Raw genomic sequence first — 21,997 nt, 5'->3', positions numbered from 1 at the left:
TTTGTGTTTATCGTCCTCATCTAAACACAACAACAGATGTGGCTCGTAAAGTATCCGGAATTTCATTGATAGCCTGGTATCCATAGTATAACGTCTCATTGTTCGTTACATCAAAAGTAAAAATCACACTGGTATCTCCCTTCAGATAAAATTCCAGTGATCCATCAGGATAATTTTTTCTTTTCAATGTATCCAATTCATTTTTAATTTCCTTAAAAGTGGCTACGGCTGGCAGTCCGTTCCTGAGTTGAAAGTTAGCTGATAAAAAGGTGATCCTTGCAATCCTGGTGGTATCAACCCAATCTGTTTCCGCAACAAACGCCAGGTCTTTATCTTTGTAGTAGGAAAATGATAACCACTCAACGCCCTCTTCTTCGCCGGTTCCTTTCACACAACGATAGTGGTGATTCATACAACTGTCATTACTCAGGTCTTTCACATCAACAAAGAACAGGTATCTGGTAATGGATTGAATGTTATCCGATTCCGGACAAACAGCGGAGAGATCAGGAGTCTGATGGTTGTTCTTTTTATCGCGTGGCTGACATCCAAAAAGGGTAATCAGGACAGGGACTATCCAGGTAATTTTCGAAAAATGATTCATAGATAACTTTTAAGTGTATTCATTCGCACTGCCAGGTCTTCGATATCCTCTTTACGTGCCAATACAGATATCCATCTCCCAGGAATAGCTTCCTGGCCGTACAGCAATCCGGCCAGACCACCTGTTACGGCTGCAGTAGTATCTGTATCACGCCCGAGATTCACCGCCTGCAATACGGCATCCGCATAGTTATCAGTGGTTAAAATACACCAGATACTTGCTTCCAGTGTATGCAATACATAGCCCCCACTTTGAATAGTGGCAGCAGATACATACTGCAAATCTTCCTGCAGCAAACGGTTGAACAACACTACCTCTTTTGAAGGAATGCCATATTCTTTTAGAAAAAGGGGCACTGTTTGCTGCAGAGAATAGAAAGCCTTCATTTTATCGGGCCGCTCCAATAGCAAACGGGCAAATTCAAGATAATAAAAACAGGCTATGATAGCCCGGATATGCCCATGGGTAAGAGATGACACCGCTTTTGTGAGTTCAAACCGTTCTGTTACTGGTTTATCTTTCACATAAAAAAGTAAGGGCAATATTCGCATCAGGGAACCATTACCATTTTCATCTTCATAAAATCCTCCGGCAAGTACAGGCTCTATTCCTTTCGCCAATCGTTCTATTGCTTCCTGGGTAGTGATACCTATATCGAACACTGTTCCATGAGGGGTCCAAAAGTTTTTATATCGCCAGTCTATAAAATACTGTGCTATCAACGGCAGGCTGAAACGATTTGTAAGCGCTTCTGCAAGACAAAAAGCCAGGGAGCTGTCGTCTGACCAGGTACCTGCCGGTTGATGATGTGTGCCATAGGCCATCATATCCGTCACCGGATGTAGCTGGAGTCCTTCTCTTTCCCTGAATTCCACCGGTACGCCAAGTGCATCTCCTACCGCCAATCCGAATAATGCCGCTTTTATCTGATCTATGCTGCTTTTTTCCATAATATATTATTTTCTGTAGCGGTAATGTTGATTCATTCAAAAACAATACTTCTCCGCAAACGCGTTCAACAACCGCTCATACGCCGGCCGTTCAAATTTTAATTCCGGTATAACCGTTATGTCAAGATCATCTGGTCCCCAGGTTCCATCGATCTCATGCCGTATATCTATCCAGTAAATATAGTCTTCCTCTATCTTTAGTTGAAATGAAATAACGCCACAGTAATCGCTTCCGCAATGACAGCGATACAGCACTACTCTGCCTGTTTCCAACTGATTGCTGGCCGGTTCCTTACCAAGGAATATATTGATTGCCCGCTTTACTATTTCGAGCCGGTTGTAGCCGGGGAAACGCACTGCATCCACTTCAAACAGATCAAGGTCAAAATCAGTGAATGCTATGTTGGTCAGCCGGTTGATCCCAAAGCGGCTATCCAGTTGCTCTTCATCAACAAAGAAGTCGAATTTTGTACTTTTCTCATCAGTAGCAATAACGCGAATGTCTAAACGATGTATCATACTAAAAGCGCTTAATAGAAATACCGGTGTTCTTTCTTCTTCTTCTTAACTCCTTATTACTTCAATCCTGACAGATACAGGCAGTTCCCACCAGTGCGAGGGTAAGCACAGCACACACTGTTCGTACCAGGTTCAGCCGGTTCCATCTTTTCTCAAAGTTTGCGCGGTACTGCGCCAGCTGTTCTTCGGAAGCTGCCTGCAACTCCAGTTTATCCAGCGCATTATTCAGGGGTACATTGCCCGCGATGGTTACGCCAAAAACACCGGCAAAATACATTCCTGTTGCTGCCAGTAACCACCCGCCACCACTGCTCCAGGCGGCCCAGGTAGCAAGCGGTAGTAACACCAGCGAACCCATGAAAGGAGCAAAAAATACCGGGTTCAGGATAGCCCGGTTAATAGACTGCATGGCGGAAAGATAGCCTCTGTCTGCTAATCTTCCCAATCCCGGATTCACAGAACAGGCGTAGGCGAAAAAAAGTCCTGCCATGAGCGCCGAAGCCACCAGGGTGATCAATAGTAATAACTCCACGAAACTGATATGCATAGGTGCAGTATTTGACCTGAAAGTATAACTTGTTTGCACAACAAAAAAGGGCTTCACAACAGAAGCCCTTTTTATTAAAATATTTACCGGAAAAATTATTGCAGGAAAAGCGGATCAGCCCCTATAATGATTCTGTATATGTCTTGAAGTTATCGATGATCGCCTGCCAGCCGCCACGTTGCATTTCAAGCGGATTGATATTTTCCGGATCAAAGGTTTCTGTAACGGTAGTGGTATCACCATCCGTGGAAAAAACAATATTTACTTTGCGGCCATCGCCCAGGGTGTAGGCCATCAGTGCATGTTCTTTTACTTCGTCATATTCTCCGGCGAAATCAAATCCAAAACTGCCGTCCTTTGCTTCCATACGGGAAGAGAATTTACCACCGGTGCGCAGGTCATTTTCTGCTGTTGTGGTGTGCCAGTCGGGAGATGGGGTGCTCCATTTCACAATATGCTCCGGTGAACTCCAGACTTCCCATACTTTTGCTACAGGTGCATTTACGGTGGTGCCGACAGTGATAGTTGTGTTATTTGCGTTACTCATCTTTATAAGATTTAAATGTTTATCATTTTTGTTAATGCAAACATAGCACGACTATCCAACACGTGGGATGGTCAAATACGACAAAATAGCGGAGGATTTGCGACACCGCTCTATTTACGGGGTGCTTTCTGCTTCAGCCATTTCTTCAGATCGGTGATCACCGCCATACACGTTTTTCCCGGATGCCCTGGTTGCACCACCGACATCACCATACTGTTACCATCGGGCGACCATACCGGGTGATTGGCATTCGAGTTATAATCAGTGAGCCGTAGTTTCTGCTTTGTTTTTACATTCATGACGAACACGGCATATCTGTTACCGCCGCCGAAAGTGGATTCAAAAGCGACCCATTGCCCGTCGGGCGACCAGGAAGGAGCGCGTCCCTGGCAGGTGTCCAGTGGCTGAACATCCGATAATTTTTGTTTCCCGACTGTAGCTATCCAGATGTTATTCTTTTCCTGATCATAAGTCAATCCCTTTACCGGCAGCTGCCCGGCAAAAACAACCCGTTTGCCATCCGGGGAGAGATTAGGCATACCGCAGTTGATACTATCCGGCTGTGTTAACCCGATAGTTTCTCCTGTACGGATATCCACAGACGTTAGTATACCACCGTCATTTTTGAGATAAGCTACCACCATCAGTTGCTTATTATCAGGATACCAGCAGGGATAAGAAGGATTGCCATGAATGCGTACTGTTTTCACCTGGGTAGCAGTGTCGCCAGTGGCACCGGTGAGCCAGATGGTAGGCGGTTTGTTTCCGGAGATACCGGTAAATGCAATCCTTCCATCGCTGGCAGTATTGGGCCGGGTTTCTCCCATTGTGCTATCATTCATGTGAGGCAGGAAACGGGTGGCAATTCCGCCGGATACCGGCACCTGGTATAATTTACGGATACTACCGTTTATACTTCGGCTGAATACCACCTGTTTGCCATCGGCGGTAAAACAATTCCAGTAATCATTGGCAGCAGTATCTCTGGTTAAGTGGTGGAGTACGGGTAACGAAACAGTTTGTCCGAAACAGGACAAACTCATCAATAGGAGGAAAAGGGTTCGCATATAGATCGTATTTAAAAGATGTCGGGGGTTATATCACCGGCTGCTGTTGCAACTGCCGGCGTGTGTATTCCAGCCCGGATGTATAAATAGCCTCCAGGCGGTTGAATTCAAACATACCGTACTTGCCCAGATCTTCCGGCTCAATAAAATAACTGCACAATAATTTATTCTTTAACACCGGTTCCCGGATGGCCAGATGAAGGGTTCTTTCCACATTGGCCAGGAAGCCTTCTGCAGGGTTGTAAGGTGTGAGCGGGTTTACGTGTACGCCGATAATGTCGCGGTATTCGGCCAGTAAGGGTTCTACCGGCAGGTTACCGGAAAGACCGCCATCAACATACTGGGATCCGTTGATTTCTACCGGAGGAAACAGCAATGGCACTGAAGATGCCGCCAGGATAGCAGGAATTAACGCGCCTTCACTGAAAATCTGCTGGTTGCCGGTTACGAAGTTGGTGGCCGTTACATACAAAGGTGTATCCAGTGATTCAAAGGTCTGATGCCGTAAGGTTTGTTTCAGTACTTTTGCTACTTTTTTGAGAGATAGAAAACCGGCACGCCAGTTCCGCCATTGCATTGACAGACCGAGTTTATGTCGCTGAAATATTTCTCTCACTTCGTCGGTGCTGTATCCGTCGCAGATAAAGGCAGCTGCTATAGAACCGGCGCTGGTAGCCGCTATGGCTTCGGGATAAACACCATGCTCAGAAAAGGCTTTTAAAACACCCAGGTGGGCATAGCCCCTGGCGCCGCCGCCAGATAAAACAAAAGGTCGCTTCAGGGATGTTTGGGCTATCGTATCGTTCATCCGGCTAATATAAAAAAACAGGTCGGCATTTTTTCCCCTGTCCGGAAGGTGTACTTTACTGTTCAGACCAGCTATTTACCTGCCTGAAAGGAAATGTAAACAGGGCTCTCTCCGATCTGCAGGCGCATGCCGGTTTCCCCGGCTTTATCCCAGGTTACCTGTGCTGCAGGTGCATCTGTGGTAATCATGGATGTAGCACTCACCGGCACTCCCGGCAGCTTATCAAGTGTCACTGATGCCACGTGTGGCTGATACCCTGTTTGTTCATGCGTTCTGGCGCCGGTAGGCGACCAGGCCACCCATACCAGCGACTTTGGATCGTCTCCCTTTACAAACTCAAATACATACAGTGAATCTGTTTCTTTTTTCACAACACGGCGGAAGCGGTAGTCTCCCAGGGTTTGGTATAGTTGCTTTAACGCCCAGAACGACTGCTTCGGTGTGAAGTTGCGTGTAATGCCCGAAGCGGCATGAAAAGAGGCTTCGTCTTCATCATTGTAATAGTAGAGATAGGCCCGTTGTATATCCAGCGCGGAAAACAGCAGGAACGATCTTACCAGGTACTGCGCCTGTTGAAGATCGCTGGCGCCCTGCCAGTTGAGTTTCAGCGCCCAGTCCTTCCGTTTGGCCATAGCCGCCGGAGTACACGCATCATAACCGAATTCCGTTACCCACACTTCTTTATCCTTTGCATGGGTATTGCGCCAGTCGATGGCATCTTCAATGACTTTGAGATATTTCAGGGAATTATCTTCCGGGTAACTGCGGTTCCAGTTATTTTCGCTGGTCGCTGATTTTTCAATGGTAGGATAAGTATGGATATTGATCACATCATAGAGGGGTAAAATAGCAGCATCTCCATACATATTATCCAACGCCTGGGAGTAAGGGTCTGCTTTGCCAGCCACCACAGCAGGTGTTACGATCTTCAACCGGGGATCACCGGCACGTACGCCCTGCGTCATCTTTGTAAAAAGGGTTTTATATAAATCGGGATCAAAGCGGGAGCCCGGCTCATTGTCAATTTCCACAGATGTACAAAGCTGTTCTGCTCCGGAAGGACCATAGTAAGTAGCCATCGCTTTTCCATAATCATATGCCCATTGTTCACGGCCTGCCCATAATTTCCGGTAATTCGGATTACCCAGTCCTACGCCCTGAAACTGCATACAAATATCTGTTTCAAAACCCGCTTTCTTCCAGGGGCCATACGCGTCCTGTTTCCAGTTGATCCCGTTTACCGTACGTGGAATGGTAATGGCATCACCCGGCGCTTTCACATCCCAGCTGATATTATGATAATTACGTACCAGGCGGCATACCTGTTTATACAGGTCCGGCTTAAAGGAAAGATGACCATTGAGTCCCATAAAATCTTTAAATAAAGGGCGGGGGCCTGCTGGGATGGTATCTACCGCGATGTGCGTAGAAGGTTTGGCGTGATGTATGCAACTGTTAAGGGAAACAGCAAAGAAAAGCAGCGCGGGCAGGAAATAATTTCGTGGCATAGTCCAACATTTGGCGTGAAACAAAAACGGCGAATGGCAGGAACGAAGATATATAAATATCTCCGCTCCTGCCATCGCCTTATCAATGTTCGCTGTATGCTGTTATTATCTCCAGCCTGGTACCTGCTTGTAGGCGCCGTTACTTTGTGCAATTACATCCGGATTCATTGGCCATGCCATATGTTTATTCGGATCAAACGTTCTTGCTGGCCATACCTGTTTGATTTCATATGGCGACAAAGGATTCACCTTATCAGCGTGAATACGTCCGTGCAGAGGTGCATTGATCTTTGCATAATCGCCCCATCTTTTCAGATCCTGCAGACGGTCGGTCCATTCGCAGGCCAGTTCCACCCGGCGTTCATGTTTCAGATCGTCCATAGTAGGATTAGGAATGCCTGTTAATCCAACCCGGTTGCGTACTTCATTCAGCGGACCTGCGGCATCACCGCTTTTACCTGTTTTAATCAGCGCTTCTGCTTTGAAGAGCAGGATCTCTGCATACCGCATCAATGGTAAATTGAGTGAAGTAGTAGGATAATCGGGGCTCTGATTAATAACGGTATTGGTGGATTTATCGCCGTCTTTACCATAGGAATAAGGTTCCATATATTTATTCATCTGGAAACCGGACAAGCTGTTGGTAGAATAGTAGGAACGCTCCAGGCCGAAGAAAGTGAATTTATCACCAAATTTCAGGATGGTTACTTCGCGTCTCGGATCACCGTTTTCGTATTCATCATACAGCTCTTCGGTAGGTTGGAAATAACCCCAGCCGTTGAAGATAGCCCAACCGGTATTTTCCAGTACCACGCCCGGGAACTCAGAACCACCCTGTACACCGGAAGTAACAGACCAGATATATTCAGAACTCCAGTTGTTGGCGATGGTGAACACGGCGCGGTAATTCGCCTGGCTGTTTTCTTTTCCTTTAACGAGGGAGCGATGTCCTTCATCACGGATTTTATCGCACAACGCAGGAATCAGTGTCCATTTGGAAGCATCGTATTGTGCCCAGTAAGCGTATACTTTTACCATGTATCCCCATGCGGCCACCTTATGTGCTTTACCCCGATCGGAAGCGCCGTAGGTTTCAAACATAGGCAGCAGGTCGGCTGCTTTCTGCATATCGCTGATGATCTGCGCGTAGTTGTCTGTTACAGAAGGCAGTTGTGGAGGAATACGTTTACCAAATTCCGGGTTTTCAGGTCCGTCGAATGGAACGCCCTGGTCTTTGTGTCCCCAGAGGTAGGCTACCCAGAAATGAGCAAACCCGCGCATAAAGTAAGCTTCACCCAATGCCTGGTTACGCGCAGCTTCTGTAGTATTTTTTGAAGTCGGCACATTCTGGATCACCTGGTTGGCGCGGTTGATCATTTTATACAGATCACCCCATCCGCTGGTCAGGTAGCCTTCACGGCCGCTTGGAATAAAGTTCTTGATGTTTTCGCCATCTGCCTTTGCGCGGCCTACAATGAGGTCATCGCTGGCATCCTGTACCCAGAACAGATCGCGGCCCCAGGTAGATTCATTACGCATAGCTACGTACATGTCGGTGGTAGCTTTCTTCAGGTCGGCGTCACTCTGCCAGAAATAGGCGGTGGTAGGGGCGCCGTTTGGTTTGGTATCCACCCATTTATTACACGCGCTTGCACCCACCAGCAGTGATCCCAGGAGCAGTATATGTTTGAAATTCGTTTTCATGATAATGTTTGGTTTGATCAGAATTTAATGTTTGCACCAACAGAGAACACACGTGATACCGGGAACTGGCCGCCATCAAGACCGAAACCACCCACTTCCGGATCCATACCGGTGTATTTGGTAAAGGTGAGGAGGTTGTCGCCGCTGAAGTATACACGCAATCCCTGGTTCCAGCTCATTTTCTTAAACGTATAGCCGATCAGGAGGTTTTTTAATCTCAGGTAGTTACCGTTTTCCAGGTACCAGTCGGAGTTGGTCTGGAAGTTTTTGTTAGGATCATTGGCGGAGATGCGGGGAATATTGGAACCTTTATTATCCACAGACCATGCATCGAGTATTTTATCCCAACGGTTGTAGCCCTGTTCGGAACCACCGAGGGTGGTCATCTTGAAGGCATTGAACAGTTTTACCCCGCCTACACCCTGCATAAACAGGCTCAGGTCGAAATTCTTCCAGGTAAAGCTGGCGGTAAATCCGTAGGTCAGTTTTGGGAATGCGTTGCCCATGTAAACACGGTCGGCATCATTAATTTTACCATCGCCATTCTGATCCACAAATTTCAGATCCCCTGCCTTTGCGTTCGGCTGGATCATTTTGCCATCTTTCTGATAATTTTTTGCTTCATCATCCGATTGGAAGATACCTGCGGTTTTAATCAGCCAGTAGGAATAAAATGGTTGTCCGGCGGTAGAGCGGAAAGGTGTCAGCACCTGCCTGAATGCGTCTGTATGAATCATTACCGCTTTAGGATCTGTATCCACATATTCTACTGTGTTTTTCAGGGTAGCGATATTGGCGCTCAGGTTGTAACCTACCTGGCCCACATGATCATTCCAGGATACGGCTACTTCAAAACCTTTGTTGCCGATTTCACCTTTGTTGATTAAAGGAGCTTCCAGACCGAAGGTATTTGGAAATCCGGATGCCTGTACCTGAATGAGGTCGTAGGTCAGTTTATCAAAATAATCAGCGGTAATAGACAGGCGTTGTTTCAGGATGCTGATATCAATACCGATGTCTGTTTGTTTGGATGTTTCCCAGGAGAGGGTAGGATTAAAGGCTTTGGTCATCGCCAGTGAATTACTTCTGGGTGCGCCATCTCCGATCTGATAGGTATAATCCGGTGTAAGTTTGGCATATCCATAGTAGTGCTCAATACTTCCGATATTACCAATTTTACCCCAGCTGGCTCTCACTTTCAGCAGGTCCAGCCACTTTGCATTATCCATGAAAGATTCTGAACTGATTTTCCAGGCACCTGTTACACCAGGGAAACCTTTGGAACGATAGCCTTCTGCCAACCGGCCGGCAACATCGTTACGGTAACTTGCCGTTAAAAAATAGCGGTCAGCCCAGCTATAGGATAATCTTCCTACATAAGAAACCACCCTGTCTTTCCATTCTTCGTCTTCCGGCTGGGTGCGATCAAAGATAGTGGCATTGGTAAAAAACTGTGCCCAGTCGGCTTCGTTCTCAAAACCCATGGCTGCCGCATTATATTTACGGTTAGCGGATTCCTGTCCGGTCATAGACACCATAGCGCCTATGTTGTGGCGGTTGATGATCTTATTGTAGTTGAGTGTATTTTCCCAGATCCAGTTGTAACCTTTATTGGTTTCATAGGTGAGCTTATTCTGGTCGTTAGGCTTTCCTGGTTCTGTTCTTCTTGGCTCAAAGTTTTTCCACAAGGAGTTTTGTGCACGATAAGAGAAACGGGACAGGTAAGATAACCCGGGAATAATATCTGATACGGTCAGTTCAGTTACCGACTGTAAGTCATTGCTTTTGTTATAAGGTTTGTTTCTCAACAGGGTGGCTACCGGGTTGATCACGTCGCCATAGATCCCGTTGTATTGTCCGCCTCTCGGGCCTACACCGCCGAAGGAGCCATCCGCATAGTAAGGGGTAGCAGAGCGGGGCATATACAGGGCGGAAAGGATAGCGCCACTATAGCCGCTGGCCGTTTCCGCATCACGGTTATCGTTATTATTCCAGAAGATGTCCTGGCGGAGTTTCACTTTTTTGGTGAACTCGTAATTAGCATTAAATCTCAGGGAAATATTTTTATTATAGGTATTGATCAGGGTACCTTCTTCCTTTTCATAACGTGCCTGGAAGAGGGTAGAAAATTTATCAGTACCGGCATTTACGCTGATGTTATGTCTTTGTACGAGGCCGGTGCGGAAAATTTCATCCATCCAGTTGGTGCGGGTAACCAGGCCATCCGGATTTTTGGCAGGATTCCATCCATCCAGTGGTGCGAGACCTGCATTTTTTTGCGCGAGGTCAGATACCTGGCCCTGTTGTTCAGCAGAAAGGGATTGCAAGGTACGCCATGCCTGTTTAGCGCCCACGAAGCCGGTATATTGTACACTGGGTACTCCTTTGGCTGCCTGGCGGGTGGTAACAAGGATAACACCTGCCGAACCGGAGAACGCACCGTAAATAGCCGCAGAAGCCGCATCTTTCAGTACCGTGATAGATTCTACATCAGCAGGATTGTAAGGGGCACCGGGTACACCATCCACTACATACAAAACGTTTTCACTGTTTGCCGAGCCTACTCCACGGATAGTTACTTTATTGGCGTTGCTGGTATGACCACCATTGCTTACTACGGTGATACCGGGTACTTTACCCTGGATCATATTCGCAACATCCAGTACCGGGCGTTCCTTGATCTGTTTCATATCAGGAACAACGGATACCGCTGCGGAGAGGTCTCCTTTTTTCGCGGTACCATAACCGAGTACTACCACCTCGTTGAGGGCATTGTTGCTCAGCTTGAGCGACAGATTAATAATATCTGAACTGCCCACTGCCATGTCTACTGTTTCATAGCCTACATAGCTGAAGCTGAGTATGGCTTTTTCATTTTCCAGGGTGATGTCGAACTTACCGTCTGCATCTGTTACGGTTCTGTTCTTCGTGCCTTTTACCCAAACGGATACACCGGGAATAGGTTCTTTTGTTTCGGTGGTAACACGGCCGCTGATTTTGCGGGCTACTGCCTGGGTAGTTTGTGTGGTAGGGTCTTTCTCTGCTTTTCTGAGGAGAATTGCTTTATCACTTACACTGTATTCGATACCTGATTTGTTCCGGAGCAGGTTCAGGGCTTCATTCAGGGTAATATTGTCGGGTTTATAGTCCCGTACAATGATTTTGTCGAAGTCCTGTTTTACATAATTAAAAGTAAAACTGCTCTGGTGTCCTAATGCGTTCAGTACCTGGGAAAGAGAAGCGCTGGAGATATCCAGTTTCACTTTTTCTGTCAACCCGGCTTGCCTGGCGTACCCCATGGTGGCCGGCAGCAGGGAGCATCCCAATAGGAGGAATTGTTTGATGCGGGACACAGCCGGCCCGCTTCTGCGGGTTTGCTGCGCTGCAGGAGTAAATGTCATTTTCATGAGTTAAATGTTTTCAGGAGCGTTCACGTGTTGTTTAATAAATGGTCACCTGTCTGTCGGAAATTCGGAATTGTTTACGGCTGATGTAGCATAGATTTGCCAGCATTTTGGTGAAGCTGTCTTTTTTGAACAGCACAGAAATATTTTTATCGATGCCTTGTGTATTTTCCCATTTCACCTGGTATCCGTTGTGTGTACACAGGCGCATCACGGCATCTTTGAAAGGCAGGTCTGTAGCGCTGAAGGCGCCTTCTTTCCAGGCAGCCACTTTACCGGCTTCGGTAGCGGCAATGTTCAGGCCTTTATCTCCATTATTAAAGGAGGCAGCAAAACCAGGTTTTAAAATGGTGCTGTCTTTTTTGGCATTTACTTTCACTTTACCCTGCACCAGTGATACGCGTGTTAATCCTTCGCCGGCATAGGCTTCTACGTTAAACTTTGTACCGAGTACCTGGATGGCGAGGTCGCGTGTATGAATAACAAATGGTTTGTCTTTATTGCCCTGTACTTCAAAAAATCCTTCTCCGGTAAGTTGTACGTTGCGGCGTTGGCGGTTGAAGTCTTCTTTCCAACGCAGGGAGGCGGCCGTATTCAGCCAGATGCGGGAACTATCCGGTAATACCACGAGTTTGATGTTACTGGTTTCGTTGGTCACCACAAATGATTTCAGTTCTGCTATGCGGGTATTGGGCGGAGTAGTCTGGTTATTCCACATCCATACGGCGCCGGCCAGTAATAACAGGCTGGCAGCGACCGACCATTGCAGGGAACGACGTTTCCACCATGCCACCGGAGCGGCTGGCAGTGTACTGCGGAAGTTGGTCAGGAATTGCTGTTTGAGGAGATGAGATTCGATCGCTGATAAAGTAGCGTCGTTATTCAGTCCGTCATACCAGTTGTCCAATAATGCCAACTCTTCCTGCGTGCATTTTCCAGCATGAAATTTTCTCAGTAAGGCTTCAGCCCTTGGATATCTTTGTGTTGCCATCTGTTAATGAATAACCGCAACACAAAAAATGTTAACTCAGGTCAAGGTTAAGAAATTGTAAACACCATCAGGGAGGAGATAAGGCTGGCGGATAAAGCTGGATTTGATTTAATATGAGCCTTCACCTGTTTGAGGGCGCGGCTATATAAAACCCTTGCTGATGCGGCATCTATACCCAGTTGCTCTGCAATTTTACGGTAAGAATAATGGTAGTTAACCCGGAGAATAAATAATTGTCGCTGGCTTGGAGAAAGAATATCCAGTGCTTCGCTGACAATAGCATCTTTCAGTTCATGGAGTACATCCGGTACGAGGGCGTCGGATGATTCGAGTGTATCATTTAATACCACTTCCAGTCTTTTCAGGTGTGCCTGATAGCGGCCGTTGGTACGGTAGTAATTGAATACGCGCAGTTTCAGTGCATGGAGGAGGTAAAATTCCAGCGTTTCATCTTTAGGTACTTCTTCCCATTTTACCCATAAACTCATGAGTACATCCTGTACAATGTCAAAAGCATCATGTGGATTTGTTTTGGCAGACGCGATACCCAGTAACTTATCCCAGTAGATAGCTACCACGGCTTCGTAGTCCGCCTGTGCGGAAGTACAGGAGGTATGTTGGTAAGATATTTTCTTAAGCGCAGACATAATTGGAATATAACAGTCCCTACAAAAGTAATTGTCTAATATTACGTAGATATTAAGGTTGATATTTTTTGCTATGTTCTCTTCAAAATCGATTTAGCAAAGCCATACAAGTGAAAGGTGCATATCACCTGTTCTGTTCATCCGTGAAAATTAAGTTGTTACTGTGCTTTGATTGAAAATTAAGTTGGACTGATAGGTCTCATCCAAATATAAATTTACTTTTTCAAACCGTAAAGATTTTGTTGAGAATATTTATAAAGCGTACATCTTACGTTCCTATATCTTATCTTTCTACCTGTTTCATAAAGCACTATGGATATATTGACGGAAGAAGAAGCGATAGCGATACAGAAAGAATTACGGCAACAGGTGATCACAACAGATGAATTGCCGGCGCAAATTCAGATTATTGCCGGCACCGATGTGGAATACGATAAAGACAGTGATCTCATTGCCGGCAGCATTGTGTTGCTGGACGCCGGTACGCTGCAGGTGATAGCTGTTGCCACACATGTAATGGAAGTTACCTTTCCTTATATACCTGGATTATTCTCCTTCCGGGAAATGCCTCCTTTATTAAAGGCCTGGGAAAAATTGCCCTTTCAACCGGATCTGATTGTCTGCGACAGCCAGGGCCAGGCACATCAACGTCGTTTTGGAATGGCCTGTCATTTCGGGGTTACTATCCATAAACCGGTAATCGGCTGCGGCAAAACCCGGCTATGCGGTGAATACCATGACCTGGAAGAAGAAAGGGGCAGCATCGCTCCCCTGATAGAAAATGGAGAGCATATCGGCAACGCCCTGAGAACACAAAAAGGTATCAACCCGGTATTTGTTTCCACCGGGCATAAAATTTCCCTGGCCACCGCCACTGCACAGGTGCTGCAACTGTGTACACAATATCGTTTACCGGAAACAACGCGTCTGGCAGATCACTACGGTCGCCTGGCCCTGCTGGACTATAAAAAGAATGTATGATAAAAATATTTGGAGAATTGGAATTATAATTTATATATTTGCAACCCCAAACGGGGAATATCTAACGGCTGAAAAGCTGGCAGATGGAATGGATCGGTAGTTCAGTTGGTTAGAATGCCGCCCTGTCACGGCGGAGGTCGCGGGTTCGAGTCCCGTCCGGTCCGCGGAAAATCTCGGAGAAGCCTGCTCAGTGAGCAGGCTTCTTTTTTATAGTTGATCTATACCCTTGTTACCAACCTCCCAACACGGCAAGGCCAATATAATTAATTACTTTAGCCAAAATCCCGGACCTGATTCATCCCAAACTACCAACAACAATTTCATGAGAACCATCATCATTGCGATAACACTTGTTCTTTTATCCTGTAATAACAGGAAAGAGAAAGATCCCGTCATGCTGGCACAATCCGAATACTTCAGGGCCATTGGCGAAAATGATGTAAAACTGAAAACCCCCAAAGCAGGTGAATGGCTTTTTGAACATAAAGAAAAAGGACAAACTTTTGAAGCATACAAAGGAAGTAAACCGATAAGACCCACATCTCACAAAGCAGTAATTTATTTAATGCCTATCGGCGACTTCACCCCACTTCAGGAGAAAGGTTTGAAGCTGACAAGGGATTATGTAGAAATTTTCTTTCAGTTAAAAACAATATTACTGAAGAAGGTAACAGACAAAACAGTTCCTCCATATGCCATCCGACAGAAAGGAAACAACAACATACAATTGCTGGCTCCTTATGTTCTGGATAGCTTACTCTGGGAAAAAACACCCAGAGATGGCATTGCATTACTGGCCATCAGTGCGAAAGACCTGTATCCAAAAAATGATTGGAATTATGTATTCGGACTGGCATCTTATACCAGGAGAGTTGGCGTATCCTCGATTTACAGACTACAAAACAAACAGCTGGATACCGTCAATTTCGGGTTATTCTTAAGAAGACTGGTAAATATTTCTTCTCACGAAATAGGCCACATGATGTCTATTCAACATTGCACGTTTGCAATGTGTGTTATGAATGGCAGTAACAGTTTACAGGAAACAGATCTATCAAGTAACCGCCTTTGTTCCGAATGTCAAAAGAAATTATTCTGGAACTTCAGATATGATAATAAACAAAGGCTCAAACAGCTATATGACTTTTGCCTGGAAAATAATCTGGAATGGGATGCTAAAGTTTTAAAACTTGATTCAGATGTAATAAAATAAAATCAAACTGGCTTAAAGACTTAAAGCCACTTAGAAATTAACCAATTGCCTTAATATAGGCAGGGTTATAATCGCTCTTTGTAGAGGCAGTGAATAAGATCATTAAATGGCTTATCAGGTTTCATACATAGAAATTATACATGAGGTGAATATCGGATAGAGATAATTCACTTTTTTATACATGACAAAGTGCATCACTTCATATATGTTTCTTAAATGTTCTCCCTTGGATAAGTTAATACGGCAGTCCTTAAATTGTTGAATAACTATACGCCAGCATAATATAACCGTAATCATGTCATCCTCACTGATAACAAGTACCCATCCTGTTTTGCAATGCACCTATCTTCATAACAAATTCAGCAAAATTATCCATGGCCGAGGGCTTTGATGTGGCAATGATTTCAAAAATACCGGTACCTGATGTAAAGGTATACTGGGAGTAAGCACATACAGGAATCCGACGATTATCATTAAAGCGCTTGTCGGGGCCGCCGGATTTATTGACATAACGCCAGGTATAGTCGATTACTCTTGCATCATGCGGCAAGCTCTCTGATTCAATAAATTCGCTGATGCTGCCCGTTATGCGTAAATTCCTGTAAAATACCGCCGCGAAGGTATTCCCGCGCTTTATAAGCAATCGCTCAGGCAAAAAGTATAACTCCATATTATTGAGTGCGATAAACGGAATGGCCACGTTTGTAATAAAATAAGGCATCGGCACTTTATTTTCTGATAACGCCCGTACCCTTACCCTTTTTATCAATTTGCCTGCACCTGCATTTCGCTTGTAATCTGCAGTACCTTCTGCATGCACATATTGCCAGACTCTGGCCGACCTTGAGAAAGTAACAAAATGCGTTTTGAACTGCTGGTAAACCTGCTGATAGTTATCATCTATATCATACTGCAGATTCATACTAAATCGCTTCTTATCCTGCTTTCGCAGCCAAAAGATCAATGGAATAAAAAGGATGATACACAACAATATTTCAGGTATGAGATACTCATTTACCAGGTAAGTTTCTTTTTCCTTTATTGCTTCAGAAAACAAATGTTCTGTTGCCGCCAATTCGCGGTTAACATACCCGGACGAATCCAGCAACTCTACTTTAAACCATTTTTGATCAGCGCTGTCCAGTAACTTGAATTGCTGATCATAAGCCACAGTTTTTAAAATCCGGGATTTCACATCAGGTTCCTTTCTGATATGAGCACCCTTAAATGCAACTATTCTCACAATAGTGTTATCTGTTGCCGGCCTTATTATTATTTCCCTTTTTCCATAAGAAAAGAACAATATCATTAAGAGAATAGTTACGAATAGCGTTCTTGCAACTTTCGTATACGAAACCTTTTTGCACTTCTCGTTCAATTCAGTAATAAACGCGTGGGAATCACTATCTGTTAATTCTTCTACAGTGGCAGACGCGATATTATTTTGTGTTTCGATGACGGCTGTTGCCGGGATACGGAGAGGTGAGGGAGAAACAGGACCTGATATTTTTTTCCGGTAACTGATACCATGCGCACTTAAGCTGACATGTGTGCCACTGGGTCCAAAGTTAACACGTGCGCCTTTTACTCCCATTGAATAACTGATTCCCTTTTTTGAAAAATTTATCCTGAACGGCCCGGCACTGACTGATTTACGATATGACCAACCCATAATTAATGATTCAAATTTTGGTAAATGAAATGAAGTAGTGTATTCGGGTAATAATTGAGAAAGAAATTAACCTCAGTGGTAAGCTAACAACAAGAAAAATTTTGAAGAACGCCGCTCCCATTCCCAAAGCGTATGATGACTCCTCATGGCGTTCTTCAATGTTGTTTTGCCGGCTCTCTGCAATAGGTCTTAAGATATTTCTGCTACTGAGGACATGTACACCTGTATCATTATCAATCTCATAAAATCTCAAAGACAGTATGACGACGGCAATATTTTTATCTTAAAAAAAATTACAGGTTTACAGCATGAAATGTAACGGATAAAATAGCGGAAGGAAAAGTAAATGTATCTGTTTATTATCTTGACTACCTTGTATGGCACCCCGCAGAACATATCTTACAACCATCAGCCGTTAAATAGATTTTTCTAGCTGCGCTGACAGCCGGCCAACAACCGGAAAATTTGCCTAACTCAATTCTGTTTTCGGGTCTGGGAAGCACACTGCAGGTTTCATCATGCACTTCATGCTCTCCGGTGGATTGCTGAATTTTTGATACGTAGTAAGTCAAACTCATAATGAATGGATAGTTACTGATTACGTAACAAAAATAGAGGATGAAAAGTGTAGAATTTTACGGGAAACCGTATATCGCCTTTTTTATAAAAAAATCAGGAAAACACTTGTTCATCCATAAAAAAATGGTTTACGGGAATAAATTCGCTTGTATTACCATTCACTAATATCAAACCAGCCCTCTACCTGCCGCCTCGTATCCCCTACCCCGCCGTTGAAGAAATATTCATTTGAATGAGGATCATAAGCATAATCACCCGCCCAGTGTCTCCAGTTTAAAACAGTAGCTTCAATGGCATCGAGGATGAACCCGATCTCTGCATCCGTCATCACAGGATGCAGCGATAAACGGATCCAGCCGGGCTTCGCCGACAAATCCCCGGAAAGAATGGCATCCCTGATAGCATATGACTGTAGCTGATCTACCTGCAACAATAAGTGTCCATAAGTACCTGCGCAGGAACAGCCTCCCCGCATCTGCACCCCAAAGCGGTCATTCAGCAGTTTAACGATCAGGTTATAAGGTGCATCTTCCACAATGAAAGAGACCACACCTAATCTTCTGGTAATACCTGCTTCCAGGACCTGCACTCCCTTTACCTTTGCCAACCGGGGGAAAACAATGGCCAACAGCTCTTCTTCACGGCGCTGAATATTGGCAACACCCATCTCTTCCTTCAACCGGATACACATCGCCGCTTTTATTCCCTGCAAAAAAGGCGGGGTACCACCATCTTCCCGTTGTTCAATATCAGTAACGTATTCGCGTACTTTCCAGGGATTGCTGTATCTCACTGTACCACCACCTGGCTGGTCAGGTACCCCATTCCTGTAAAGTGCTTTATTAAAAATCAATACCCCCGGTGTACCCGGGCCTCCGAGAAATTTATGCATAGAAAAATAAATGGCATCCAGGTGTGTATCACTTTCCGGTGGATGCATATCAATAGTGCAGTAAGGTGCAGAACAGGCAAAGTCTACAAAACAGTATCCGTCATATGCATGGATCAGTTTCGCGATATCGTGATAAGGCGTTTGTATGCCGGTCACATTGGAACAGGCAGTGACGGCAGCTATCTTGCAAGGCCGCTGCGCGAATTGCTCCAGTAATAATTTGAAATGCATCATGTCTGCATTACCGCTGTCATCACAGCCGATCATTTCTACGGTGGCGATAGTTTCCAGCCAGCTCAGGTAATTGCTGTGGTGCTCCATATGTGTCACGAAAACAACTGGTCTTAATTCCTCCGGGATGGATACTGCAAATTGCTCCGGCACCCGCATTCCCAATATTCTTTGCAACTTGTTGACAGCACTTGTCATACCGCTGCCGCAAAAAAGCAACCGGTCTTCTTCACTGGCATGTACATGCGATTTCACTATTTGTTTAGCTGCTTCATAGGCTTCAGACATCAATGTCCCGGTAATGGTAGTACCCGTATGCGTATTCCCGGTGAAGGGAAGCACCTCCTGCTGTATGCATTGCTCAATAGGGCCATAGGCGCGTCCGCTGGCGGTCCAGTCGGCATAAATAATTTTCCGGGAGCCAACAGGGCCATCAAAATATTGATGCTGACCGATAATTTTGTTACGGTAAACAGCAAAGTAATGCTCTAATCCGATTTCAAGGGTGTGCGTATTCATCTGGAAGCAGCGGTTTTAAAGAAATCATGTGGTTGCCTGCTAAACTGCTCCCGGAGTACACGTGTGGCAACGAAAACGGATGAGATGAAGAAAACCAGGATAATAATTTGTGCGCGTGAAATTTTCTGAATAGGTTGTTTAGACGGCGCTTCACATACTTCTCCGGCACAAAGCTGCGCTTTATCCTTAAAAAACAGTGGATAAAACAGGCAACCCAGACAGATCCCGAAAGCCGCCTCAAAAAACAGGAATACCAGGCAAACCAGGCAAATCAAACCCGTGATGGGACTGTATGCATTCACGATCAAAAAAAGATAGCCCATCACCGACGACAAAACAATACCAATACTCCAGGCAAATCTTTTTTGCTTTGCGCCCACATATTCCGGCGCCTGGTTACGCACCATCAAACGCCCCAGTATCATCACCGGCGAAAACCGGGGATTGATAAATACCCTTATCAGTAAATCAAGCAGAAAGATGGAGATGACATATTTTATCAACACAAAATTGCCATTAAAGAGGATAAACATCAGGGAGGTATAGGTGGCTAAAAACAGGATGCCGGCTGCAGCTCTTATTTCTCTTTCATTAAGTACAGGAACATCATACCCGGCTACTATTTCGCCAAATTGAATCAGTTTCATATCTGTAATATTTGGTTGTGCTGCAAGAATAATAAATCAGGCTTATTACGATACCCCGTTGTCAACGAACAGCAGATCCTGGTAAACAAACAGCGAGGTAAAGTCAACCGTCGAAATTCTTTAGGAGAAAGAAAAATATTTATCGACATTTATCTTACTAAACACCCACATGAAAAAACTATCAGACATAAAGCGATACCAGCTATACATATGGCTCGTACCCGCTTTTCTGTTATTAAACCTGGTAGCAGATGTAATAGATGACCGTACCGATTTCCCCAGGAGAGTGGTCAATGAAATATGGTTAGTCAGTTACCTGTCGGTGGTGAATTACTACCTGCTCGAATATACGTTGCCTAAACTGAGCTGGAAAAGATTCGTTTCTTCGTTCCTGCGACTCTTCCTGTATGTATTTATTTTTTCGCTGGGTTTTTATATCTGGAGATATATCGGGCTTTCTCTGCACATTTTTTCGGCCCTGGGCACTCCTGTCTCTATGGAACAGAGAATAGGTATACTGATCGGCTATAGTTTAAAATCGGTGGCATTCTTCGGAATTATCCGGCATATCTATAATTATATAAAACTGAAACAGGATACACAGCAATTACGTATCGCCAGCCAGCAGGCAGAGCTGAACTATCTCAAATCACAAACCAATCCGCATTTCCTGTTTAATACGCTGAACAATATCTATTCACTGGCAAGAGACAAATCCGACCTGGCGCCGGAATCGATCCTGCGCCTGTCAAAGATCCTGCGGTACATGCTGTATGAAACCAGCAGTCCGTATACCGCTGTGGAACAGGATCTTAAAATAATCGAAGACTATGTAGCACTGGAAAAGCTGCGGTATGATGATTCCCTGCGCATCAATTTCAACTACGACCTGGAAGATATGAAACAGTCTTTGCCGCCGCTGCTCCTTATTCCACTGGTGGAGAATGCGTTTAAACATGGCGTATCAGAAACAAGAGAGCAACCTTTTGTAGATATTCACCTTTCTATTAAAAACAGGCAATTACTTTTTATAGTAAAAAATTCGACCGGCGACAGGGCCGGGGAAACAAATACGAAAGAAAATATAGGCCTGTCCAACCTGCGGCGACAACTCCAGCTGCTGTATACCGACTATCAGCTGAAAGTACTGCCAGGCGATTATATCTTCACTGCTACCCTGCAGATAAACCTTGCAAGCCATGCCTAAAATAACCTGTATTATCATAGAAGACGAGCCGCTGGCGGCAAAAGTGCTGAGCGATTACATCGCAGAAGTACCATTCCTGGAATTGCAAAAAGTATTCAGGGACGCCATCCTCGCTTCCGAATTCCTATTACATCACGATATAGATCTGATTTTCCTGGATATCCATCTGCCCAGATTAAAGGGGATGGCTTTCCTGAAAACGCTGGTCAATCCTCCCTCCGTAATCGTTACCACTGCCTATCATCAATATGCAGTGGAGGGCTTCAACCTGAATGTAACCGATTATCTGCTGAAACCTATTGAGTTTGAGCGATTTTTAACTGCCGTCAATAAAGTGAATACCGAACAAAAGAAAGCCATCGGAGAAACAAGGGATTTCATTTTCGTGAATGTACAAAAGCGGAAAGTAAAGATCCTGTTCTCTGAAATACTATATATCGAAAGCCAGCGTGAGTACATCAAAATTGTTACCAATCGGGGAGCGTTCATCTCAAAGATGAGTACAAATGAGATCGAGGAAGTACTGCCCACTCACCAGTTCAAACGTATACACCGGTCGTTCATTGTATCCATTCCCCAGATCGATGCCTATACCGCAGAAATAGTGGAAATAAAAGGCAATTCGATACCCATAGGAAGAGGATATAAAGATGTGATAGATAAACTCTAGCCAATTCTTCCTTTCGATAACACCTATCCAACCTCCTTTTTAAAAAAATTTCATATCATTTACCACTTATCCCAATTGTCTGCTCTTCCC

General features: G+C 44.9%; 19 protein-coding genes and 1 tRNA gene. 5 read left to right on the top strand and 15 right to left on the bottom strand.

Annotated elements, in window-relative coordinates; genetic code table 11:
- Positions 1 to 16: 16 nt before the first annotated feature.
- From BMW79_RS09165 to BMW79_RS09110, 12 genes are all read right to left on the bottom strand, one after another.
- Entirely contained in the window at positions 17 to 604 is a 588-nt protein-coding gene (locus BMW79_RS09165; RefSeq protein ID WP_089893489.1) for a hypothetical protein, read from the bottom strand.
- On the bottom strand, positions 601 to 1,554 hold the full coding sequence (locus BMW79_RS09160; protein WP_089893486.1) for an ADP-ribosylglycohydrolase family protein: 954 nt from the start codon (positions 1,552 to 1,554) through the stop codon (positions 601 to 603). Before BMW79_RS09160 ends, BMW79_RS09165 begins: the two co-directional genes overlap by 4 nt.
- 36 nt (positions 1,555 to 1,590) lie before the next feature.
- Positions 1,591 to 2,073 (bottom strand): hypothetical protein, encoded by a 483-nt coding sequence (locus BMW79_RS33860; RefSeq protein ID WP_177192093.1) that lies wholly within the window; start codon positions 2,071 to 2,073, stop codon positions 1,591 to 1,593.
- 61 nt (positions 2,074 to 2,134) lie between these two features.
- Positions 2,135 to 2,620, bottom strand: coding sequence for an anthrone oxygenase family protein (locus BMW79_RS09150; RefSeq protein WP_089893483.1), 486 nt, complete (start codon positions 2,618 to 2,620; stop codon positions 2,135 to 2,137).
- A gap of 121 nt (positions 2,621 to 2,741) precedes the next feature.
- A complete protein-coding gene (locus BMW79_RS09145; RefSeq protein WP_089893480.1) occupies positions 2,742 to 3,167 on the bottom strand; it encodes an SRPBCC family protein in 426 nt (141 codons plus the stop codon).
- Between the two features lie 110 nt (positions 3,168 to 3,277).
- Entirely contained in the window at positions 3,278 to 4,234 is a 957-nt protein-coding gene (locus BMW79_RS09140) for a TolB-like translocation protein (RefSeq protein ID WP_089893478.1), read from the bottom strand.
- A 28-nt stretch (positions 4,235 to 4,262) separates the two neighbouring features.
- Entirely contained in the window at positions 4,263 to 5,042 is a 780-nt protein-coding gene (locus BMW79_RS09135; RefSeq protein ID WP_089893475.1) for a patatin-like phospholipase family protein, read from the bottom strand.
- A 71-nt stretch (positions 5,043 to 5,113) separates the two neighbouring features.
- Complete coding sequence (locus tag BMW79_RS09130; protein WP_089893472.1) at positions 5,114 to 6,550, bottom strand: hypothetical protein; 1,437 nt, start codon at positions 6,548 to 6,550, stop codon at positions 5,114 to 5,116.
- A 105-nt stretch (positions 6,551 to 6,655) separates the two neighbouring features.
- The gene (locus BMW79_RS09125; protein WP_089893469.1) at positions 6,656 to 8,254 is read right to left on the bottom strand and encodes a RagB/SusD family nutrient uptake outer membrane protein; all 1,599 of its coding nucleotides are present in this window, start codon (positions 8,252 to 8,254) and stop codon (positions 6,656 to 6,658) included.
- A gap of 17 nt (positions 8,255 to 8,271) precedes the next feature.
- Positions 8,272 to 11,661, bottom strand: a complete 3,390-nt coding sequence (locus tag BMW79_RS09120; RefSeq protein ID WP_245752430.1) for a SusC/RagA family TonB-linked outer membrane protein — start codon at positions 11,659 to 11,661, stop codon at positions 8,272 to 8,274.
- Between the two features lie 34 nt (positions 11,662 to 11,695).
- Complete coding sequence (locus BMW79_RS09115; protein ID WP_089893466.1) at positions 11,696 to 12,649, bottom strand: FecR family protein; 954 nt, start codon at positions 12,647 to 12,649, stop codon at positions 11,696 to 11,698.
- 47 nt (positions 12,650 to 12,696) lie between these two features.
- On the bottom strand, positions 12,697 to 13,296 hold the full coding sequence (locus tag BMW79_RS09110) for an RNA polymerase sigma factor (RefSeq protein ID WP_089893463.1): 600 nt from the start codon (positions 13,294 to 13,296) through the stop codon (positions 12,697 to 12,699).
- A 312-nt stretch (positions 13,297 to 13,608) separates the two neighbouring features.
- On the opposite strand from BMW79_RS09110, the gene nfi reads away from it, so the two are divergent.
- From nfi to BMW79_RS09095, 3 genes are all read left to right on the top strand, one after another.
- The gene (gene nfi, locus BMW79_RS09105; RefSeq protein WP_089893459.1) at positions 13,609 to 14,277 is read left to right on the top strand and encodes a deoxyribonuclease V; all 669 of its coding nucleotides are present in this window, start codon (positions 13,609 to 13,611) and stop codon (positions 14,275 to 14,277) included.
- A gap of 90 nt (positions 14,278 to 14,367) precedes the next feature.
- A tRNA-Asp gene (locus BMW79_RS09100) sits at positions 14,368 to 14,441 on the top strand.
- Between the two features lie 158 nt (positions 14,442 to 14,599).
- Positions 14,600 to 15,490: an archaemetzincin gene (locus BMW79_RS09095; RefSeq protein ID WP_089893457.1), complete on the top strand. Its 891-nt coding sequence runs from the start codon at positions 14,600 to 14,602 to the stop codon at positions 15,488 to 15,490.
- Positions 15,491 to 15,794: 304 nt separating this feature from the next.
- On the opposite strand, the gene BMW79_RS09090 is transcribed toward BMW79_RS09095, so the two are convergent.
- The 3 genes from BMW79_RS09090 to BMW79_RS09075 form a co-directional block, all read right to left on the bottom strand.
- Positions 15,795 to 17,162, bottom strand: coding sequence for a DUF4236 domain-containing protein (locus tag BMW79_RS09090; protein ID WP_089893454.1), 1,368 nt, complete (start codon positions 17,160 to 17,162; stop codon positions 15,795 to 15,797).
- 730 nt (positions 17,163 to 17,892) lie between these two features.
- Complete coding sequence (locus BMW79_RS09080; RefSeq protein ID WP_089893448.1) at positions 17,893 to 19,383, bottom strand: aminotransferase class V-fold PLP-dependent enzyme; 1,491 nt, start codon at positions 19,381 to 19,383, stop codon at positions 17,893 to 17,895.
- The gene (locus tag BMW79_RS09075; protein ID WP_089893445.1) at positions 19,380 to 20,030 is read right to left on the bottom strand and encodes a DUF4395 domain-containing protein; all 651 of its coding nucleotides are present in this window, start codon (positions 20,028 to 20,030) and stop codon (positions 19,380 to 19,382) included. The genes BMW79_RS09080 and BMW79_RS09075 overlap by 4 nt, the downstream gene beginning before the upstream one ends.
- A 169-nt stretch (positions 20,031 to 20,199) precedes the next feature.
- Between BMW79_RS09075 and BMW79_RS09070 the strand changes: the two genes are divergently transcribed.
- The gene (locus BMW79_RS09070; protein ID WP_089893442.1) at positions 20,200 to 21,237 is read left to right on the top strand and encodes a sensor histidine kinase; all 1,038 of its coding nucleotides are present in this window, start codon (positions 20,200 to 20,202) and stop codon (positions 21,235 to 21,237) included.
- Entirely contained in the window at positions 21,230 to 21,907 is a 678-nt protein-coding gene (locus tag BMW79_RS09065; RefSeq protein ID WP_089893439.1) for a LytR/AlgR family response regulator transcription factor, read from the top strand. Before BMW79_RS09070 ends, BMW79_RS09065 begins: the two co-directional genes overlap by 8 nt.
- Positions 21,908 to 21,997 lie beyond the last annotated feature (90 nt).

It is taken from the genome of Chitinophaga arvensicola (assembly GCF_900110835.1).
GTDB classification, from domain to species: domain Bacteria; phylum Bacteroidota; class Bacteroidia; order Chitinophagales; family Chitinophagaceae; genus Chitinophaga; species Chitinophaga arvensicola.
This window is presented reverse-complemented; position numbering and strand designations above follow the sequence as displayed.

What these genes read in the sequence shown, in the direction of transcription:
- BMW79_RS09120 (WP_245752430.1), bottom strand. Translation starts at nt 11,661, where the DNA reads ATGAAAATGACATTTACTCCTGCAGCGCAGCAAACCCGCAGAAGCGGG.
- BMW79_RS33860 (WP_177192093.1), bottom strand. Translation starts at nt 2,073, where the DNA reads ATGATACATCGTTTAGACATTCGCGTTATTGCTACTGATGAGAAAAGT.
- BMW79_RS09165 (WP_089893489.1), bottom strand. Translation starts at nt 604, where the DNA reads ATGAATCATTTTTCGAAAATTACCTGGATAGTCCCTGTCCTGATTACC.
- BMW79_RS09070 (WP_089893442.1), top strand. Translation starts at nt 20,200, where the DNA reads ATGAAAAAACTATCAGACATAAAGCGATACCAGCTATACATATGGCTC.
- BMW79_RS09080 (WP_089893448.1), bottom strand. Translation starts at nt 19,383, where the DNA reads ATGAATACGCACACCCTTGAAATCGGATTAGAGCATTACTTTGCTGTT.
- nfi (WP_089893459.1), top strand. Translation starts at nt 13,609, where the DNA reads ATGGATATATTGACGGAAGAAGAAGCGATAGCGATACAGAAAGAATTA.
- BMW79_RS09135 (WP_089893475.1), bottom strand. Translation starts at nt 5,042, where the DNA reads ATGAACGATACGATAGCCCAAACATCCCTGAAGCGACCTTTTGTTTTA.
- BMW79_RS09150 (WP_089893483.1), bottom strand. Translation starts at nt 2,620, where the DNA reads ATGCATATCAGTTTCGTGGAGTTATTACTATTGATCACCCTGGTGGCT.
- BMW79_RS09090 (WP_089893454.1), bottom strand. Translation starts at nt 17,162, where the DNA reads ATGGGTTGGTCATATCGTAAATCAGTCAGTGCCGGGCCGTTCAGGATA.
- BMW79_RS09130 (WP_089893472.1), bottom strand. Translation starts at nt 6,550, where the DNA reads ATGCCACGAAATTATTTCCTGCCCGCGCTGCTTTTCTTTGCTGTTTCC.
- BMW79_RS09065 (WP_089893439.1), top strand. Translation starts at nt 21,230, where the DNA reads ATGCCTAAAATAACCTGTATTATCATAGAAGACGAGCCGCTGGCGGCA.
- BMW79_RS09110 (WP_089893463.1), bottom strand. Translation starts at nt 13,296, where the DNA reads ATGTCTGCGCTTAAGAAAATATCTTACCAACATACCTCCTGTACTTCC.
- BMW79_RS09145 (WP_089893480.1), bottom strand. Translation starts at nt 3,167, where the DNA reads ATGAGTAACGCAAATAACACAACTATCACTGTCGGCACCACCGTAAAT.
- BMW79_RS09140 (WP_089893478.1), bottom strand. Translation starts at nt 4,234, where the DNA reads ATGCGAACCCTTTTCCTCCTATTGATGAGTTTGTCCTGTTTCGGACAA.
- BMW79_RS09095 (WP_089893457.1), top strand. Translation starts at nt 14,600, where the DNA reads ATGAGAACCATCATCATTGCGATAACACTTGTTCTTTTATCCTGTAAT.
- BMW79_RS09115 (WP_089893466.1), bottom strand. Translation starts at nt 12,649, where the DNA reads ATGGCAACACAAAGATATCCAAGGGCTGAAGCCTTACTGAGAAAATTT.
- BMW79_RS09125 (WP_089893469.1), bottom strand. Translation starts at nt 8,254, where the DNA reads ATGAAAACGAATTTCAAACATATACTGCTCCTGGGATCACTGCTGGTG.
- BMW79_RS09075 (WP_089893445.1), bottom strand. Translation starts at nt 20,030, where the DNA reads ATGAAACTGATTCAATTTGGCGAAATAGTAGCCGGGTATGATGTTCCT.
- BMW79_RS09160 (WP_089893486.1), bottom strand. Translation starts at nt 1,554, where the DNA reads ATGGAAAAAAGCAGCATAGATCAGATAAAAGCGGCATTATTCGGATTG.